Origin of the sequence: Novipirellula caenicola (genome assembly GCF_039545035.1) — a bacterium.
GTDB classification, from domain to species: Bacteria; Planctomycetota; Planctomycetia; order Pirellulales; family Pirellulaceae; genus Novipirellula; species Novipirellula caenicola.
Genome location: NZ_BAABRO010000004.1, coordinates 223493 through 241395, shown reverse-complemented (window position 1 = coordinate 241395; position 17903 = coordinate 223493). Strand labels below are relative to the sequence as shown.

Here is a 17903-nt window from a genome sequence, read left to right as displayed (position 1 = left end):
TTAATCGCTACGACAATAGCCCCCACAAGGTGCGGGCTGACAACGCCAGCACCACGATGAGACCAAGCCAGCTGAGCACTTTGATGGCAATTGGCACGCGGACGGCAAGCTTTTGTAACTGCCAAACGATCACGATCGCCAGGATTGGGAAACAGAGCACCGTCAACGCCTGGGCGATGACAATAAAGCTGACCAAGTCGATCCCCGTGATCGTCACCGTGCTGGCTACCAGCCATCCCAACAACAGTGCCACGATGGTCGAGGTGCGGACGCTTGTGGAAGACATTTTGCTGCTCAGTCCGATGGCGTCGCAAAACACCACGCCGCCAATGAGCGCATTGACGAGAAACGAGCTTGCCGCGCCCGCAAAAATTCCCAGCGAAAAGACGATTTTTGCCCACGTGCCAAACATGGGCTCCAGCGACATTGCAACCATGCTGGCGTCTTTCAACTCGCTGGGGTCGATCACACCATGCAGCGCTGTCGCGGCGGTTACAAAAATCATTCCGGTGATCAGCGCGAGCGAGGCAATGCCGACAAAACTGTCGACCAGCCCGACTCGCAAATCCGCTTGCGTCCATCCTTTCTCTTTGACTTGGTACGACTGATAGAATGCGCCCGCCACCGAAAACGTCGTCGCGATCATCGCTCCGATGCTTAGCCAAGAAACGGCCGCAGCGGTATCGCCAGGCGAATTTGTCTCGCCACTGGCTGCAAGCTTGGGGATCAACCCCATGCCGATCTCGCTGATCGATGGTTGCGACGCGATCATGCTCAATCCAAACGCGACCACCATCATCCCGACCAAGACTGCCATCATCCGTTCGACCAATCGATAGAGATCACGCCGTCCCAACACAACGATCGCGATAATCAATAGATTGACGATTAGCAGTAGCGATGTTTTCGCTAGGGGGCTGAGGTTGTCTAGCGTCGAGGGGCCAACAAAACCTCCCGCCGCCATCAGCATCGCATTATTATTGGACGCTTGGAAAAGGGTGATCGCAATCATTAGCGAACCGCCTACGATCCATGCGGCCGGCCGACCAAAGGTGTCCGCCACACTTTGGCAGAGCGTTTTCCGGTTGCACACGCCGATCATCATCGAGGCCATCGTCATGCCGATCATCAGCAGCCCGGCAAACGGCACCACCCACAGCAAATCGAGCCCGTATTCGCAGCCCACACGGCTGGCGCTAACGATGCTGCCGGGACCGAGAACGACGGCTGCGACGACAATCGCCGGCCCGACTCGAGTCAACCAGCTGAACCAATTTTTCGGGGCCGACGCGGAAATTGGGGCGTCACTCGCATCAGCCGTGTATGTTTCGCTATGATCTACCACAATCGGTTACCAAAAGTGCCATGAAGTCGGCCAGTCCTTCTGGCCCGCAGCAACATGTTATAGTCAATATCTATAGAGATTTGGGGTCGCCAGCATTTCGTCGCCCTAAGATCCGTGGATCTGACTATCATTTCCAATGCGATTTCCACTGCTGGAAGCCCAAACGAAGTTTTCCTGCACCCGGAATTTTTGCTGCACCCCATTTGCTGCACCCCGTCTGATCCCACCCGTCCGAACCCCACCTCAACGTCAAAGTGAAGATGCGTACGATTTTAGCCGCTGATCGAACTGCCATGGGCCACTGGGTTGCCAAACAGGCTGCCGAAGTGATCCGAACCGCAATCCAACAACAGGGACACGCCACCATTGTGATCGCCACCGGAGCGTCACAATTCGAAGTGTTGGGCGAATTGGTCAAACAACCCGACATCGATTGGGGCAGTGTCACCGGATTTCATCTGGATGAATACATTGGTTTGTCCGCCGATCACCCGGCGTCGTTTTGCCGCTATTTGAAAGAGCGTTTTGTCGACCACGTGCCGATTTCGCAATTCAATTTTCTGTATGGTGACCAAGACCCCAAGCAAACGATTGCCACGATCGGTTCGGCGCTTCAAAAAACGACCATCGATCTCGCTTTGGTCGGCATCGGTGAAAATGCACACTTGGCGTTCAATGATCCGCCTGCCGATTTTGAAACCACTGATCCGTACTTGATCGTCAAACTCGATGAAGCATGCCGCATGCAACAAGTCGGCGAAGGGTGGTTCCCCTCGCTCAGCGACGTGCCAACCGAGGCGATCAGCATGTCGGTGCACCAGATCCTCAAAGCGAAACGAATTTTTTGTAGCGTCCCCGATGCTCAAAAAGCCACAGCGGTTCGCCAAACGCTCGAGGGCGGAATCGACCCGATGGTGCCTGCCAGTATTTTAAAGCAGCATGAAGGCACGACGCTGATCATCGACAAGGCGGCGGCAAATCAATTGAGTGAAGAAACTCGGAACGAATTGGAACCGATCACGTGAGCGGCTTTATCGACTTGCAAGTCAACGGCTATGCGGGAGTTGACTTTAATTCCGATGATTTGCACGAATCCGACTTCGTTGCTGCCTGTACCGAATTGGCTTGTGATGGAGTCGAGCAAACCTTGGCGACCATCATCACCGCGCCGATGGATCAAATGGTATCGCGAATCGCTCGCATCGCCGATTGGATTGATTCGGTCCCCGAAATTCGTAAACAGATTGCGGGGATTCATGTCGAAGGCCCCTTTATCAGCCCGGTGGACGGTTTTGTTGGAGCGCATCCCAAGCACGCCGTCCAGCTTGCCACGATCGAGGCGGCCGGACGATTGTTGGATGCGGGCAAAGGGTATGTGCGATTGGTGACGCTGGCGCCGGAAATGGATTCGGACGCTACCGTGACGCGTTTCTTGCGGGACCGCAGCGTGGTCGTCGCCGCTGGGCATAGCGATGCGTCGCTAGTCGAGCTGGACCGTTGTATCGACGCAGGGCTCGAGCTTTACACGCATCTGGGGAATGGATGTCCGAGTCAATTGCATCGGCATGACAATATCATTCAACGGGTTTTGAGCCGTTCGGATCGCTTGATGATTAGCTTCGTTGCCGACGGACATCACGTTCCGACATTTGCACTGCGAAACTATTTGCGCTGCATGCCAAGCGAAAACGTGGTGATCGTCAGCGACGCGATCGCCGCAGCGGGGCTTGGGCCGGGCGAATACCAATTGGCCGGACAAACGGTCTATGTCGATGACGATGGCGCTGCGTGGGCGGCATGCCGGACGCACTTTGCCGGATGTGCAACGACGCTGCCGCGGATGCGTGAGATCTTGATGCGAGATCTTGCCGCGACCGCAGCCGAGGTGGATGCTTGGATGCGGGACAACCCGAAACGGTTGCTTGGCTACACGCCGGCGACTTCGGCCGCCTTGTAAACCACTTGGGCTCGGCGGAATCCCAGTCGCTCGTACAGTCGCACTGCCGCGGTATTGTCGGTCGTCACTTCAAGGTGCATTTGCGATAACCCGGCGGCGCGAAATCCTTCGGCGGCACGCGCCAACAAGATGGAACCGAGCCCACGACCGCGATGCTCGGGGGAAACACCGACGTTTTGGATCGCGCCCCAGCCTTCCAACTGCAAACCTTGGATCGTGCCGACGGGTTCGGCGCGGGTGGAGCGAGTTGGGCGGAAATGGACCAACCAAGTCGCTTCGGGGACAAAGCTGATCCGCCCAGTAATCTCTCGCATCAGACTCAAACAGCCATCGCGTCGGGCCAAACAGGGGAAGACGTTGGCGTCAAGCTCTTCGCGGAAACTGCGGTACTTTGCCGTCGCATGATCGCGAAGGAGATCGTCCGAAAAGGGAACCAATTCGTAGCCCGCTGGTGTTGCCACTTCGTCGATCATGGGGCCGGTGAGATCAAACTCCATCCGAAATCGCTTGAAGTACGTTAATCCCATCGTGTTTTATCCAGCAACCTTGGCCGATCGAACGCCCTGATTTGGGGACGCAGCATTTGGCCTGAAAATTTGGCCTGCAAACCCGAGCTTGATCGCCGCGTCAGCCCTCTTTTAAGCCTAACAACTTTGATAAAGCCTAGCACGCTGCAAGGATGCTGTTTTCGGCGTCTCGCGGCAAATAGTGTCCTGCGGCTTTAAACCGTGCGGTTGCTTCGGTCTCTGCGGTTAAAGCACGTCATGCCTGTCGTAGCGAACGCCACCGAGCCGACCGATTTTTAGCGGACTGCCAACCTCGGACTTCATAGTCGGCAGTCGTCAAGACTCTCCTGCGATCAGGCATGTCCCCCAAAACTTTTGGGGAGTGCCGCTTTTGCAGTTTTCTAGGGGACGACTTCAAACACGCCGGGAGCGAGCACTTCGGGTTTTCGTTTCGATCGTATCACCAAAAAGGCAATGATCGCGATCGCCACGGCCATCAACCCGATTCCCAGCAGCGGTCGATAGACGATCCATGCGGTCGCAATCGTGACCAACGAAAGACTAATCGCAATCCCCGCAGCCACGAACGTGGTTCCAAACGCCACGATGCTGCCCAATAGCGGGATCACGTCCCCCAAGACCGCGAGTGGTTTCATCCCCATTAGAACTCCGAAGAACATCAAGATCACGCCGACTCCGCGTAGTATCCAGGTCAGATTGGCATTGTCGGCTTCGGCGCGGGCGATCATCGCTTCGGGGCTGACCACGCCCACCGACAACATGTTCAGTTCGGTGCCCGCGTGAGTCGCATAGGGTTCGAACGTTTCACCGAATTGTTTGGCCATCACGCTAACGTCGGTATTCGGTGTCGAGCTGAATCAGATCCGCACGTCGCCAATCGTAGGGGTGTCGCTCGTGACGACATCGGCTTGAGTTCCTGCGTTGGCAGGCTCTGACTGCGTTTCCACCGTCGGGTCATGCGGATCGTTTGGACCTGAGTTAACCGATCGGCTGCTTTCAGCGGACGCAAGTGGTTTGTTCGCGGGCCAATACAGCCGTGGCGAACCATTGGGACCGTCGTTTCGCAGGATAGCGTGATCGCGGATCTCGGCAGGCAGCGACGCCTTGGTAAACGAAAGAGGCTCTGAGAGATCGATCTGGTTGACCAACGAATCGGGCAAGCGATATCCACCCAAAACGACGTTGCTGGCCTGAACGGAACGATTCTGAAACGGCATGTGTGGCGGATTGTTGCGTCCGGACTCTTTGAAGTCTGCCGAATCAATCCGATGATCGGCCCAGACTTTTTCGTAGCTGTACGTCGTTGTGGTCGTCGTTCCGCCGCCGACTTTCTTTTTGGTTTTTCGATCCTCGTCCTCCATCCATTGGTACATTTCGACGTGTCGGTTCAGTCGAATCCCCTCCAGCGTGATGGCGAACGCGTCGTCGGTCAACCGTTCCGACGAATGGGCTTTACCGCTGACATGAACGAAGTGGCCATCATGCGACGGATCGGGGGAATCCGCATTCACGCGGACCACCGCTCCGGCACCTTCCTTGAGTCCCTTGGCGGTACGGACGGCGCGTCCTTCGTTCCAAAACAGCAGCGGAAACGAAATCAAAAACAGCAGCCCGCCGATGACGATGCCTTTGATCGACCCGACGATACGGCTAAACCAAGATTGATGAGTGACTTCGGTAACCATCCAACCGTTTCCGCATCCAATGGGCGAGTGAAAAAAACGCCAGGTCGCCGCCGAAAACCGATGAACGTATCGCGAACACGCGACCCATGATCCGAAATCATACTCGAATTAGACGCTATCGTGGGGGCGATGAAGATTGCGTCAGAATCGTCAGGTGACGCCCACGAGCCTAGGGGATGTGAGAAGACACACGTAACGCCTTATTTTCAAGAAGCGAGCACGATCGTCCGCAAGCTAGTCCGTGAGTTTGAAAAGCATTGTTGTCGATGCTCTGGCTAATGGTCCGTCTTCGATTCAAGTTTGAGACCGAATGTTGCAGTCCCGCTGGCAGATTTCTCGACGCATTGATCGAGAATTGACAAGTGTCCACCTCGTCTTGTCTCCATTATCGTGGGCCCGTCCAGCACGGGGCGTATTCGCTCGTCGCGCGGCACACCGTCTGGCACGCCTCGAATTCTATGCAGTTTTTAAGTCTATAGCGTTACATCAAAGTCATGTCCGCTACCGCCAGCGGAAGCTGGCTACTGAGAGCCTTCGCAGTCTCCTTCGCTATCTCCGGCTCTTTTGTTTGACCGCGAAGGAGGTGAAACGGTACGATCTTGCAGGGCTATTGGCGGATGGCCCGCCATAATTTGGTTTTCCGCCTACGTTCATGTCGTTGGACTCATGGAAAAGGAATCAAAATGTTGTTTGTGAACCAGAAGCGTGACACGCTTAAATCTCGGCGGCGACGACGGTTGTTGGCAGAGAGTTTAGAGACGCGGGCGATGCTCACGACATTCTATGTGGACGCTGAATTTGGCGCGGCAGGTAATGATGGTACTGCGCAATCCCCTTTTGCGAGTATCACCGAGGGAATTCAGGCAGCGATGCAAAGCACTGGCGCTGATGAAGTCATCATTGCACCAAGGGCGGCAGGAGGTGCTTACAACGAGTCTGTCTCATTGCAAAGCCATGGCACCGACGATTCACCCATCGTGTTGCGAGGAGCAACCGGCAACGCAACGGATGTTTTGTGGACATCGGCTGAGGGCCCAGGTCTTTTAGTCGATGCTGCAATTGAACTGACGATCCAAGATTTGAAGTTTGAAGGAACAGAACTGGCTGGGATTCGCGTTGTCAGCGAGGCCGACGTCACCGTCGACAACGTGCATGTCCAGGGGTCACGCCGGAATAGCGGAATTGTTCATCAAAACGGTGATTTAGTGGTTCGCAACAGTCTGCTTGAAAACAACTTCCAAGGTTTGTGGTCTGCCGAATTGAGAGATGATGTGTCAAGTGAGATTGTTGACTATCCGGACAATCTGACGGTGGAAAATACAATTTCAGCGAACAACAACGCTAACGGGATTTATTCTCGTAATGCCACCGGAGATGTCGTTCTTGAAAATGTGCAAGCGACGGACAACCGATTCAACGGGGTTCGGGTCTGGCAGATCAATTTAATCTCGATCAACGATGGGGAATATTCAGGAAACGGTTACAGCGGGATCTCGATAGAGGACAGTGAATCGCCAACCCTTCGTGGTGGGGTGATGTCGGGTAACGGTCATCATGGTGTTTGGGGACGCAACAATCAGTCGCCTTCGATTGGCGGTGGTGAGATGACCGACAATCTACTGACCGGTATTCATCTATCCGGTTCTTCCGACGTGACCATTACGGACACTTTGGTTAACGGCAACGAGGTGCATGGCATCAAGATCGTGGATGCGGATGGTGTTTTAATTGATCAGGTCACCGCGACCGAGAACGGCAGTATCTTTTCGAATTCAACTAGTGGTGGCGGCGGGATTGGGGTTTTGCCCAGTACCGCCGCGCCGATCGTGATCACCAATTCCGTGGTTTCACGTAACCAGACGCGTGGTAACGGTGGAGGCATCGAGGTTTGGGCATGGAGTTCGGTGAACTACAACTTCATGTCCGAGGTGTACATTTCCAACACCGAGGTTACGGGAAATCAAATTGCTCCTGATGTGTTCCGGCACGGGGGTGGAGTGGCAATTTTCGGATCCGCTAACTCAACATTCGCAAACGTCCTTGTCGAAGGTAATGTTGCCCGAGGCACAGCGGGGCTTCATTCCTACACAGGGTTTTCGACCCCCGAAGGATTTCCAACCATGACCGTCACGGACTCGACGATCGCCCATAATGTTGCGCTTCGCGAGGGGCCTGGCATCGGAGCGGGGGCGGCTGGGATTTATCATGGCAATGGTCACATTGAGCTTTCAAATACGACGATTTACGAAAATGATGGCGGCAATGCTGGTGGCATGTACTTGGCTTCGATCGGCGGCAACATCAGCAACACGACCATCTCTGGCAATAACGGGGTGATTGTAGGTGGGATGAATTCACGAGTCGTCCGAGAAGATCTCAATATTCGAAATGTGACCATTGTCGAGAACCACGGAGGTAACGCCGGTGGAGTGACGTCGCTGTCGAGCAAGCTGAACTTCGGAAACTCCATTGTTGCTGAGAACACGAGGGGCGATTCAAACGATGGATCCGAGGATGACCGACTTGCGAGTGATGTGGCGGGTACCGCGACCACATTAGGAGGGAACTTCTTTGGAGAAGCTGACAACGTCGACTTGGTTGGGTCTGGGCAAGATCAAACCGGAACTCAAGCGTCACCGCTTGATCCACAACTCGGCTCGTTGCAAGACAACGGAGGAGCGACGCTGACCCATGCTCCGTTGCCGGGTAGTCCCGTCGTGGATGGTGGTGTTGATGCATTGGTCGAGTTGATTGCCACGGATCAACGAGGTGCGGATCGCGTCCAAGGAAATGCGGTTGATATTGGCGCGGTCGAGCAAACGGTATTCCATGCGGATGTTGAAATCCCGAAGAGTCACTTGAATTTAAATTCAGCCGACAAAGGCAACAAAACGGTGAGTGTGGTGATACATTCCACCAACCAATTGGACGCAACTTTGATTGACGCCTCCACCGTGGTGTGGGCTTCCGCATCCGCAAGCGGATTTCAATTGCGTGATGTGGATGGCGATGGGGATCTCGACCTGATCGTTGACTTTAAGCTACGTGAAACAGACTTAGTTGATCGCTATCGAGACGCATTGATCTTGGATGATTCCGACAATCAGGTGAGCGTGGATGTGCCGGTCAGTGGAATGACTGACGATGGACTTCGTGTGATGGGATCGGGCAGCGTCGATTTGGTGATGACAGGAAAGGCTCTACGAGATTTGCTGCGTTCAATCGACGAGTCCTGATTCGCACCGTTGAAAATCGATTGCGTGAATTTGCACCAATCAAATTCACGCAATCTGAATTGGCACGGGGCTGACTTCTCGTCCCGCTTAGGGGCCGCGGTCCCTGAGCGGGACAGAGCATGTTTTTCGAGACGCGGAATCGCTGCATCATGCTCTGTCCATTTCATTCTATTCTTTCATTGGGCCCGTGACTCAGTCGGAACCATCGATGGGCGAGTCACTGCCTTCTTCGGCCGCCGATGGGTTCTCGGCAATGTATTGCTCGAGTTCGTCGAGTTCGGCCACCTCCGATGGGGCTCCCGAATCGGCACTGCAACCAGCGTTAACGACCAATGCGAACGTGAACAGTGAAAGTAGCATCCAAGATTTTGACATGTTTAAAAACTCCTAAAACGATTTCGAGTTGATGCATCCTCCCTCCCAAACGGTCTCGCTTGGGAAGGAGGACAGGGGATCCAATAAGGAAAGGTGAACGACTAGAAGTCTTCGTCGATGATCTCTTTGCTGGCGCGGGTTCCAAGACTTCCCCACAACCCAAACGGGCTCTTCGAACCAGCGGGCAATCGGTTGCTCTCGTTGCTAACGTGGGCACTCGTTTGGTCGCCTGCTTCGATCGAGTCGGTGACGAATTTGACAGCCCCATCGCCCATCAAAACATGCACACCGCCTTGGTGACGACTGCTGGGCGGGTAGATCCCGTCGTTGAAATTGTTGCTGTCAGCACAGAGATACGAATTTGGCGGTTTGATGGTGTTTAGCATCCCCCAAATTCCGCGGCTCATCGACCATTCGTATCCACGTCGCTGCTCGGCTCGTGGAATACCGCCGGCGGTTTCAAATCCTGCGGACGGCGGTGTTTTCCAGAACCCAGGACGTTCGGGATCCACCTTGCTGTCGCATCGGGTGTTACCATTGGCAAGCGAGACGCTGCCACCGGTCTGTTGATTGCCACGTGTACGAACATCGTTGTCGCCTAAGTCGGTTGCAATTTCGCCCGCACAAATCGTGTTGGAAAGTCCATCGAGGACGTCACGAAATCGACTTTTTCGGCGATGTTTGAAAAAGCCGCGGCATGCCGCTCGGGCTCCGGCCGCATTGGTGTCCACGCCGCGATCGTTGACGCCACCGTTGATATAGCGTGCCGAATCGCCAACACAGCCGAGGTAGTTGGTGCGGCCTTTCGCCGGCAAACCGACACCAGGATCGCTGGGGCATCGCAATCCTGGAATCTCGGTCATCCACGGCGCATAGTAGGAAGCATTGAAGTTTGCGATATCCATGCGTGGGTTCGGCCCCATCGGCGGCCACAACGCTCCCGTCTTTGGATCTTTGAGTGGATTAGAAATCTGTTCCCAAAGTGCTTGCTGCTCCATGAAAGGAGTCACCCCAACGAGCCAGCTGAGTTCCAGAAAGTTGGAAACTTTGGGAACCGCTGCGGCGCTTCCACCGACACGATTACCACCGGTGGCGACGGTCGTCCCCCCGCCGTGGTCCGGTAATTGTTTGTAAGCGGAATGGTAATTGTGTAACGCCAAGCCGATCTGTTTGAAGTTGTTGCTACAACTCATCCGGCGGGCGGCTTCACGGGCGGCTTGGACTGCGGGAAGCAACAGTCCAACAAGTACACCAATAATGGCGATCACAACGAGCAGCTCCACGAGTGTGAAGCCTTTCTTTCGAGAGTCGACGCGCATATGCATCTCCTTTTGAAAAGAGTTTGTTCCAATAAGCGGAACGCGAATAGATTTGCCTTGCCCGATAACGACAAAACGCAAGGCACGTCAGAAATCAGCCCATCCACCTTGCTCGATGTGCTGGTGCGCTACGACCGAAACCGCTCAGACGAGCTCATTGGGTATTCGATAGAAACGTCCACCATTTGGCTTTAAGGTGGATTTGGACGCCGAAGTGCTGACTTGTGAGGCCAACTGTATCCCCGAGAAAGGAGGGGTACCTTAACGTTTTTGCCAAAACAAGCACAAAAGTGCCATTCGCTTCGGTTTTTCGTAATCGCGGATTGGACGCTGGCGATTCGCTCGAGCCGATCCCAAGGCAGGTGGCGTCTCTAGCGAGTCGTCGGTCGCCTTAACTGCCGCTCGCTTTTGAAAAGAAGGGCGCCGGTTGCAATTGCGGTTACCGCGACCGAACCGACGCAAACATCACAGCATGGAGCCGCCTCATTGCTGCAGTGAGGCAGTCAATAGACTATTGCTCTGAAGGAAATTCAAGTTTTTTGAGCGAGTGCTTGATCGCTCCTAGCAGCTTCGACGCGTTGATCGAGAAGCGATAGGTGTCCACTTTGTCCTTGGTTTTGTTCTCGAGTTCAATGAATTTTGTTTCTGCCTGCGACTTCGACTTTAGTCCCCAGTCGGGGCCTTGGATCGAAGTTGCGATCGGAACGCGTTGCTGTTTGTCTGTGGATCCTTCGGCAATTTTTCCTTCGATGGCTTTCACCAACGCCTTCGCTTGGTTTGGGGTCATCATCAACATCCCGCCTGCGGCCGGTACTGTTTCGCCCGGCTGCAGCGGCACCATCAGCGAGACCTGCAACGCCGGATCCATGCCTTCGTAATCGGTCGCGTTCACGTACGTGTAACCGGTTCGAGACGATTCCGAGTGGACGAACGGTGATGGATCACCGATCCACGATCGGTCGCCGATCACAACCGATTGAAGATTGGGATCAAACGTATCGTCATTGGGATTCCAATCTTCCGCCAATAACGGGGCTGTGATCATGCAAAGCAGCACGCATGTGATCATCCGATTCACTGAGAGGCCTCATTTAGCTGGGTGTCGAAACGATGTTGTGGATACAAAAACGATAATGTCAAAATTAGCGTGTTTTCGCGGATTTCGCGGGTTATTTGGCAAAATGATGTTGCGATGCCAAACCGACCAGTTTAATCGGATCGCCACCCGAAGAAATGCATTTTCTCGTCAATATTGCGACGTCGAGGGATGCCGCGATCATGGCATCGCGTACGGCAACTCGTAGACCGCGTAAGTTTTGTTCTCGTGCTCTGCGAGCGGATAGACGCGGACCAACGGCATGTGTTGGCCTGTGATCCGTCGATCGACGATGATGTAGTTCACACCATACTTCTTGCGGTAGTCGAGCAACGATTGATAGTGGATCGTGACGCGAATCGTACTGAGCCGCTCCGGATAGATCTCGCGAAAACGCGTGTACCACTGATCCAAGCTTTTCGAATCCTGAGGCACGTCCTTCCAATTCACCACCTCCGCTCGTTCGGCGTACCATTTAAAGCTTTGCTGATGACGCGGCGTCAAAAACACTTCATCACGATCGGTGGCCAAGCGAACCCAATCGCATACCTTTAGCCAATCCTCAAACACTTGCTGTTGTTTGGCGGGCGAGGCGTTGACGTCCCAGCCCAACGTCGCATTGCTGGCCGAAGGTGGGACTGCCAATCTCATTCGTTCGAAACTGCTGATTCCCACCAAAACCAAACAAACCGCCAGTCCTGCGACCCCCGAGATCCAGATCGCTTTTGATTCGCGACGCAGAGCGACACAACGCAACAACAGAAGGGCAAACCACAAAGCGACCACGGCATCGGATAGCCGGAACCAGTAATACCGCAGCAATTTGGCCGCCAGATCGGGGGCGTACGCTTTCAGCCCGCCTAGGAACAATCCGAACACGGCAATCAAAATTGCACCGATCGCAAACGCGCGGAAACGATTCCAGCCTTCGTGGTCACGGGTTTCAGCATGAATGGGCCGACGCGTGATCCAGGCAAGTGTGATGGCGGCGATCAGCAATACCGCGTGCCGCACATACCAATGAAACTGAAAATTCGATGGCAACAAATGATGTGGCAATCGATAGAAGGTATAGATCCGGGCGACTCGCACCGAGTCCACGGCCCCGCCATCCATCGTCAACCACAATGCCGGTAGCACTCCGATCAATGCGATCGCGCCCCCAAGAAATAGTGCGGGGGTAAAAAACGCCTTGCGATCTTCTCGAGCGCGCAGCCGTTCGCAGAACAGCCACGCGATGGCGGCTGCAACAACGGACCATCCGCCCGAGAGCACGTGAAATGCCGAGGCGATTCCCAGCAGGATCCAAACACGGTTCCAGCGTCGGTACACCAATTCTGCGAGCGCTGCCAGGACGAATCCGTACGCGGGCACCTTGGCTTCGATCCCGCCAATCACCCATTCGCCTGCGAGGTTTCCGTACTCGATTGCCGCGATCCACGCGACTGCCACCCCCAGCGTGGCAAATTGCAGCGGAATCAGTGCGGTGGTCAATCGATACAGCCCGATGGCGATCAAGGTCCAACCGACGAAGCGGCCGATCCACGCGGTGGCTTCAAGTGACACAAAGAGCGTCGGCCAACCAAAGGCAAAATAGAAGGTCGTGTGCGCCTTGCCCGATGCCGTAAACAAATCGTTTGCACACCAATCGGGTTGCCAGAAATTCTTGGCCTTCACCAAATAGTGAGCTTCGTTCACCATCGGCGGTGCATCGGCGGCGTAGATGAAAAACAACGCGACCACCGCGATCACTTCGACTGCCGGCCACCAGCTTGCCCGAGGACCTTCGGTCAATGGTTCCGCAGTCGCAATTGTCTCACTTGCCGACTCGTCATCGTCTGGCATTAAATCCGCTACCTCAAAATCAGGTGCCACAAACTCGATATCCCTTGCTCTTTCTAGCCGCTACAAAGATCGGCCGCCATGCGGATCGCCGACATCATGCTGGTATGATTCGCAATCCCTTTCCAAGCCAAGTTCATGGCGGTGCCGTGGTCGACGCTCGTCCGCACGATGGGAAGCCCCAGTGTAACGTTGACGGCATCATCAAATGCGAGCGCCTTCAGCGGTATCAAGCCTTGATCGTGATACATGCAGACGTAGACATCGATCTTGTTTCGCATTGCCGGCGTGAATGCGGTATCCGGGGGCAAGGGGCCGATCACCTCGTGTCCTTCTTGGCGAGCTTGATTGATCGCCGGTTCAATGATCTGCGATTCTTCGCCGTGGCTGAACAATCCGTTCTCGCCGGCGTGCGGATTCAACCCGCACACCGCAATCCGCGGCGGGCGTTTCAATCGTCGCTGCAGTGCGTCGGCCCCCATTCGGATCGCGCGAAGTATCCCTTGACTCGTTAACGACGTGGGCACGTCGGCCAGCGGGATATGGATGGTGGCTAGCACACACGAGATCGCTTCACTGGTCAACATCATCGAAAAATCATGGGTGCCGGTTCGTGCCGCCAGCAATTCGGTGTGTCCCGGAAACTCGATTCCGGCGTCGTGCCAAGCTTCCTTTTGGATCGGGCCGGTGACGATCGCCGCGGTTTGCTGGTCTCGCGTCGCATCGATCGCGGCACACACCGCTTCAAACGACGCGCGTCCGGTATCGGCACTGAATTGCCCCGGGACCAGGGCGTCAAGATTAGCAAGCGGCAGGTCCACCACCGAGGGCATCGGCAAATCAAATTGGTTGGCGGCTCGCTCTAGCACCGCCTTGGGCCCAAACAGGATGGGGGTACAGATAGCAGTGATTTCGGTTGATGAAACGCATTTTAAGGCGATTTCGGGGCCAATTCCGGCAACGTCTCCGACGGTAATGGCGATTTTTTTGCGAGGCGTCGTGACGTCGTCGGACATTGATCTAGCGTAAAAAACTTGGATTCGTTGAGATAAGGACGGCTGTCGCACTTTACAATTGAGCCGTACGACCAGGAACGCAGCTTAGCTGATCTCTATCCCTTTCTAAAATGGCCGGTATGTTCTCTCGAAAAGCCTTTTTTTCACTTTCCGCCTTGCTGCTGGCCCTCGGAAGTGGATTCGCAGAACGACCGGTGTTGATGGCGGCCGATATTTTGGCGGTCTGTCCCCCCACCTATCGCGGTCAATTGCGTGATTGGATCGATCATCGCCAACGCGACGGATTGAGTGTGTCGATCGTTGAAAATCAACCCGATGCCAAGTCGTTGCAGGCGGCGATACAGGCTTCGGCCGATCCGTCGACTCGGTATGTATTGTTGGTGGGGGATGCCCCGTCAATTGGAACCACTTGCAATCCGCTGCTTGAAATTCCGACCACCTACTGCGCGACCACGGTGACCGCCAAATACGGCTCGACCGCGACGTTATCAAGCGACATGCCATTTGGCGATTTTGATGGCGACGGGGTTCCCGAAGCGGTCGTGGGCCGATTTCCAGTCAAAGCGGAATCGGAATTGAAATCGCTTGTCCAGCGGATCATCCGCTATGAACAGAATTCGGACTTTGGGCTATGGCGAGGCAATCTGCAATTGGTCGGTGGCATCGGCGGCTTTGGTGGGATGATTGACACCGCAATCGAATCGGTCACGCGAACGATCCTGACGGGAGTCCTGCCCGCGGAAACTCGCACCACCGTGGCTTACGCCAGCCCCGATCATCGATTCTTTCCGAAAGCCAAATCGTTTACCGAAGCGGTGATCGAAAACTACAACCGCGGCGCTCGGTTTTGGGTGTACGCAGGTCATGGCCAAGTCACTCATCTCGACCGAGTTCCATCCAACGCGGAAGGGCAACCGGTACTCGATTGCGATAGCGTCGGGCAATTGAACTGTGGTGGTGCGGCTTCACCCATTGCATTGTTGTTGGCATGTTACACCGGAGCGATCGACGCCCCTGAGGATTGTTTTGCCGAACGAATGTTGCTGGCCGACGGAGGTCCGATTGCGGTGATTGCAGGGACTCGCGTGACGATGCCGTACGGCAACGCGACGGCCGCGCTGGGATTGATCGATGGCGTCTATCACCAGAAAGAAGCTCGGCTGGGGGACGCGTGGCTGAGAACCCTGGTGCAAATGCAGCGAGAAACATCCAACGATCGATCGGCGACACAAATGATGATCGATTCGCTTGCGGCATTGATTAGCCCTGCGGGAACCGACTTGGTGGATGAACGTCGCGAGCATGTTCGGTTGTACAATTTGCTCGGCGATCCGACGCTGCGTTTGCATCCGCCGGAACCGGTCGATATCAAAGTCGCTCCGGGCTACAACCCCGGTGAAACGATCACGATCGAGTCGACTTGTTCGATCGATGGGGAATTGACCATGACGCTCGATCGACCGTTGGGATCCGCTTCGGGCGACGACGATCCAAACGAAACCTCGATCGCTTCGCTGACGCAGCCGGTCACCGCCAATCAAACGCATCAGTGCGTGTTTGTGCTGCCGACGGACGTTAGCGGCCCGTTGACGGTGCGTTGTTTGGTTGCAGGTGAGCAGACCTGGGCCACGGCGTCGGCGTCGACCATCGTTCGCCAGCCCGCAAAACAATAAGTTGGCTTGCCCGGGCGGCTTTGGTTTGCAGAGGGGAAATTGTGATTCACCCTTATCTGTGGGAGGTCCGAGTCGGCGCCGGCGGGCTTCGGGGTGGGGACGCAGTACGGTTGGGTAGATGGTGCAAGAAAGAAGTAGCCACCCTCCCCGGAAAACTCGCTGAAGGCTCTTTTCCGACCCTCCCGACGCAAGCTGGGAGGGTGAATTGGGAATCCGCTCTTCTTTGGCAAAGTCAAATGTTGGCGCCGGCGGGCTTTGGGTGGGGACGCAGTACGGTTGGGTAGATGGTGCAAGAAAGAAGTAGCCACCCCTCGCCGGAAAACTCGCTGAAGGCTCGTTTTCCGACCCTCCCGACGCAAGCTGGGAGGGGGAATGATGGGGTGGCTGCGTTATCGACACATGCTTGCCAATCTTCTAAAGTTCAGGAGCGATGATCGCCCGATTCGTTTGATCGCCTGTTGCTCCACTCGAAGACTTGCTCCCTCTCGAAGCCTCGCTGCTGTATGTCTGACACAATGCCACCGTATGACTCGTTCTTGCTCGTTTCCTTTGGTGGTCCCGAAGGCCCCGACGACGTCATTCCTTTTTTAGAGAATGTCTTGCGTGGTAAGAATGTGCCGCGGGAACGGATGATGGAAGTCGTCGAGCACTATCAACATTTCGGCGGCGTCAGTCCGATCAACGAACAGAACCGTCAGCTGCTTGCGGCAATCAAGGCCGAATTCGAAGAGAGTGGAATTGACTTGCCGGTCTATTGGGGCAATCGCAATTGGGCTCCGTATTTTGAGCACACGCTGCGGCAGATGCGAGACGACGGCTGCAAACGCTCGCTCGCTTTCTTTACTAGCATGTTTAGTTCCTACAGCGGTTGTCGGCAGTATCGTGAAAACATCATCGCGGCACAGCAAGCGGTCGGCGAAGGTGCGCCGGCGGTCGAAAAAGTGCGAATGGGATTCAACCATCCGCTGTTCATCGAAACGTTGGCCGAAAATCTGCGTGCAGCCGCCCAATCGATTGATGCCGACCTCATGACAACTCAAGTGTTGTTTACGGCTCACAGTATCCCGTATTCGATGTCCGATCATTGTGACTATGAACGCCAGTTGAACGAGGCGTGCTGTTTGGTGGCCGAGATGGCTGGTGCCGACCAGTGGAAATTGGTCTACCAAAGCCGCAGTGGTCCACCCCAGCAACCTTGGCTCGAACCCGACGTGTGTGATGCGATCACGGAACTTGACGATTCATCGCCACTGGGTTCGTTGGTCGTGATGCCGATCGGGTTTGTAAGCGATCATATGGAGGTGCTGTTTGATTTGGACGAAGAAGCTGCGGAACTTTGCAAGTCACGTGGGATCAAGATGGCACGCGCGGCCACGGCCGGAGTGTCGCCAAAGTTTGTCAGCATGATTCGCGAGCTCGTTCAGGAAAGGTTGTCCGACGATCCGATGCGACGCGCCCTCGGCGACCTGGGGCCGTGGCACGATGTGTGTCCGGCGGATTGCTGTTTGTACACACCACAGCGCCGCCCTTAATTCGAACCGTCATAGCACACGATGGACTGGGCTGTCCAAGCGATCAAATGGTTGGATGTCGCGAAAAACACCTTGGGTTTCGCGACGGGGCAGTTGAAATTCACCTATAGGTTTCGCTTCCAGAAAACCTATCACACCTAACTCGGCGAACCGCGAAGGATCGATGTCCGAGATATCCGGCTGCAATTGCATTCTAACTGCCGAAATTGCGTCCAAACCGGATAAATTTGGGCGAAGTCGTTGCAAGGCTTCTATTAGAGAAGAAAACTCTAGTATGCTAATGGGGGGATACGTTTGCCT

At 55.1% G+C, this 17903-nt stretch carries 13 protein-coding genes and 1 pseudogene; 5 read left to right on the top strand and 9 right to left on the bottom strand.

Translation table 11 applies throughout. The features are described from left to right. Positions 1 to 7: 7 nt before the first annotated feature. A complete protein-coding gene (locus ABEA92_RS10610; protein WP_345683800.1) occupies positions 8 to 1345 on the bottom strand; it encodes an NRAMP family divalent metal transporter in 1338 nt (445 codons plus the stop codon). A 260-nt stretch (positions 1346 to 1605) separates the two neighbouring features. On the opposite strand from ABEA92_RS10610, the gene ABEA92_RS10605 reads away from it, so the two are divergent. Beyond that, positions 1606 to 2370 carry a glucosamine-6-phosphate deaminase gene (locus tag ABEA92_RS10605; RefSeq protein ID WP_345683799.1) on the top strand — a complete coding sequence of 255 codons (765 nt, stop codon included), beginning with the start codon at positions 1606 to 1608 and terminating at the stop codon, positions 2368 to 2370. Further along, positions 2367 to 3302, top strand: coding sequence for an N-acetylglucosamine-6-phosphate deacetylase (locus ABEA92_RS10600; RefSeq protein ID WP_345683798.1), 936 nt, complete (start codon positions 2367 to 2369; stop codon positions 3300 to 3302). The genes ABEA92_RS10605 and ABEA92_RS10600 overlap by 4 nt, the downstream gene beginning before the upstream one ends. Here the strand turns inward: ABEA92_RS10600 and ABEA92_RS10595 are convergent. The 3 genes and pseudogenes from ABEA92_RS10595 to ABEA92_RS10585 all read right to left on the bottom strand — a co-directional run bounded on the left by ABEA92_RS10595 (position 3272) and on the right by ABEA92_RS10585 (position 5514). Then, positions 3272 to 3829, bottom strand: coding sequence for a GNAT family N-acetyltransferase (locus tag ABEA92_RS10595; protein WP_345683797.1), 558 nt, complete (start codon positions 3827 to 3829; stop codon positions 3272 to 3274). The genes ABEA92_RS10600 and ABEA92_RS10595 overlap by 31 nt on opposite strands. Positions 3830 to 4209: 380 nt before the next feature. Then, a pseudogene (locus ABEA92_RS10590) lies at positions 4210 to 4674 on the bottom strand (TMEM43 family protein); the annotation flags it as partial. A gap of 12 nt (positions 4675 to 4686) precedes the next feature. Next, a complete protein-coding gene (locus tag ABEA92_RS10585) occupies positions 4687 to 5514 on the bottom strand; it encodes a TMEM43 family protein (RefSeq protein ID WP_345683796.1) in 828 nt (275 codons plus the stop codon). Positions 5515 to 6197: 683 nt separating this feature from the next. Here ABEA92_RS10585 and ABEA92_RS10580 point away from each other — a divergent pair. After that, entirely contained in the window at positions 6198 to 8750 is a 2553-nt protein-coding gene (locus ABEA92_RS10580) for a right-handed parallel beta-helix repeat-containing protein (protein ID WP_345683795.1), read from the top strand. Between the two features lie 192 nt (positions 8751 to 8942). Here ABEA92_RS10580 and ABEA92_RS10575 read toward each other — a convergent pair whose 3' ends face one another. The 5 genes from ABEA92_RS10575 to pdxA form a co-directional block, all read right to left on the bottom strand. Then, entirely contained in the window at positions 8943 to 9125 is a 183-nt protein-coding gene (locus tag ABEA92_RS10575) for a hypothetical protein (RefSeq protein WP_345683794.1), read from the bottom strand. A 101-nt stretch (positions 9126 to 9226) separates the two neighbouring features. After that, entirely contained in the window at positions 9227 to 10444 is a 1218-nt protein-coding gene (locus tag ABEA92_RS10570; protein WP_425572423.1) for a DUF1559 family PulG-like putative transporter, read from the bottom strand. Between the two features lie 511 nt (positions 10445 to 10955). Then, positions 10956 to 11522: a hypothetical protein gene (locus ABEA92_RS10565; RefSeq protein ID WP_345683792.1), complete on the bottom strand. Its 567-nt coding sequence runs from the start codon at positions 11520 to 11522 to the stop codon at positions 10956 to 10958. Positions 11523 to 11720: 198 nt separating this feature from the next. Then, on the bottom strand, positions 11721 to 13385 hold the full coding sequence (locus tag ABEA92_RS10560; RefSeq protein ID WP_345683791.1) for a DUF6798 domain-containing protein: 1665 nt from the start codon (positions 13383 to 13385) through the stop codon (positions 11721 to 11723). 53 nt (positions 13386 to 13438) lie between these two features. Then, on the bottom strand, positions 13439 to 14398 hold the full coding sequence (pdxA, locus tag ABEA92_RS10555; protein WP_345683790.1) for a 4-hydroxythreonine-4-phosphate dehydrogenase PdxA: 960 nt from the start codon (positions 14396 to 14398) through the stop codon (positions 13439 to 13441). Positions 14399 to 14517: 119 nt separating this feature from the next. Here pdxA and ABEA92_RS10550 point away from each other — a divergent pair, with 119 nt between their 5' ends. Both ABEA92_RS10550 and ABEA92_RS10545 read left to right on the top strand, forming a co-directional pair. Beyond that, positions 14518 to 16071, top strand: a complete 1554-nt coding sequence (locus tag ABEA92_RS10550; protein ID WP_345683789.1) for a C25 family cysteine peptidase — start codon at positions 14518 to 14520, stop codon at positions 16069 to 16071. A gap of 503 nt (positions 16072 to 16574) precedes the next feature. Continuing rightward, positions 16575 to 17603, top strand: coding sequence for a ferrochelatase (locus tag ABEA92_RS10545; protein WP_345683788.1), 1029 nt, complete (start codon positions 16575 to 16577; stop codon positions 17601 to 17603). Positions 17604 to 17903 lie beyond the last annotated feature (300 nt).

Excerpts from the sequence above, each read along its gene's own strand:
- ABEA92_RS10605 (WP_345683799.1), top strand. The coding sequence starts at position 1,606 with ATGCGTACGATTTTAGCCGCTGATCGAACTGCCATGGGCCACTGGGTT.
- ABEA92_RS10595 (WP_345683797.1), bottom strand. The coding sequence starts at position 3,829 with ATGGGATTAACGTACTTCAAGCGATTTCGGATGGAGTTTGATCTCACC.
- ABEA92_RS10585 (WP_345683796.1), bottom strand. The coding sequence starts at position 5,514 with ATGGTTACCGAAGTCACTCATCAATCTTGGTTTAGCCGTATCGTCGGG.
- ABEA92_RS10580 (WP_345683795.1), top strand. The coding sequence starts at position 6,198 with ATGTTGTTTGTGAACCAGAAGCGTGACACGCTTAAATCTCGGCGGCGA.
- ABEA92_RS10575 (WP_345683794.1), bottom strand. The coding sequence starts at position 9,125 with ATGTCAAAATCTTGGATGCTACTTTCACTGTTCACGTTCGCATTGGTC.
- ABEA92_RS10570 (WP_425572423.1), bottom strand. The coding sequence starts at position 10,444 with ATGCGCGTCGACTCTCGAAAGAAAGGCTTCACACTCGTGGAGCTGCTC.
- ABEA92_RS10560 (WP_345683791.1), bottom strand. The coding sequence starts at position 13,385 with ATGCCAGACGATGACGAGTCGGCAAGTGAGACAATTGCGACTGCGGAA.
- pdxA (WP_345683790.1), bottom strand. The coding sequence starts at position 14,398 with ATGTCCGACGACGTCACGACGCCTCGCAAAAAAATCGCCATTACCGTC.
- ABEA92_RS10550 (WP_345683789.1), top strand. The coding sequence starts at position 14,518 with ATGTTCTCTCGAAAAGCCTTTTTTTCACTTTCCGCCTTGCTGCTGGCC.
- ABEA92_RS10545 (WP_345683788.1), top strand. The coding sequence starts at position 16,575 with ATGTCTGACACAATGCCACCGTATGACTCGTTCTTGCTCGTTTCCTTT.